Origin of the sequence: Silvania confinis (assembly GCF_025564085.1) — a bacterium.
Taxonomy (GTDB): domain Bacteria; phylum Pseudomonadota; class Gammaproteobacteria; order Enterobacterales; family Enterobacteriaceae; genus Enterobacter; species Enterobacter confinis.
Genome location: NZ_JAMGZJ010000049.1, coordinates 1 through 656 on the forward strand (window position 1 = coordinate 1; position 656 = coordinate 656).

Consider the following 656-nt stretch of genomic DNA (forward strand, 5'->3'; position numbering starts at 1 on the left):
GCCATGGACGAGGCCGCGCTGGCGGCCGCCTTGTTTGCACCGACGTCGACGAACAAGCCGCGCGGTGAGCGAGTGCTGCCCGATGTGCTGAGCATCCACCGCGAGTTGCGACGCAAGGGCGTGACCTTGCAGCTGCTGTGGGAGGAATATCTCGCCGCGCATGCGGGCCAGCCGACCTACCGCTACACCCAGTTCGTCGAGCACTACCGGCGCTACGCCCAGACGCTCAAACGTTCGATGCGTCAGCTGCACCGTGCGGGCGAGAAGCTATTCATCGACTATGCCGGGCCGACGCTGCCGGTGGTCGACCCGGCCACCGGCGAAGTGCGCCGGGCGCACATCTTCGTCGCCGCCCTGGGCGCCTCGAATTACACCTATGCCTGCGCGACGCCAGGCGAAACCCAGGTGGACTGGCTGACCTCGCTGGGCCAGGCTCTGACCTACTTTGGCGGCGTGCCGGAAATGGTTGTGCCGGACAATCCGCGCGCCCTGGTCGCCCAGCCGGATCGCTACGAGCCGGGCCTGAACCGGGCCACGCTGGAGTGCGCGCGTCATTACCAGACGGTGATCCTGCCGGCACGGCCACGCAAGCCTCAGGACAAGGCCAAGGCCGAGGTGGCGGTGCAGGTGGTCGAGCGCTGGATCATGGCGCGGCT

Annotated in this window: 1 protein-coding gene; it reads left to right on the top strand. The window is 68.0% G+C overall.

Features of this window, described 5'->3' with window-relative positions:
* A partial coding sequence (gene istA / locus M8013_RS00220; protein ID WP_271265835.1) for an IS21 family transposase occupies nt 1–656 on the top strand: 656 nt, incomplete at both ends.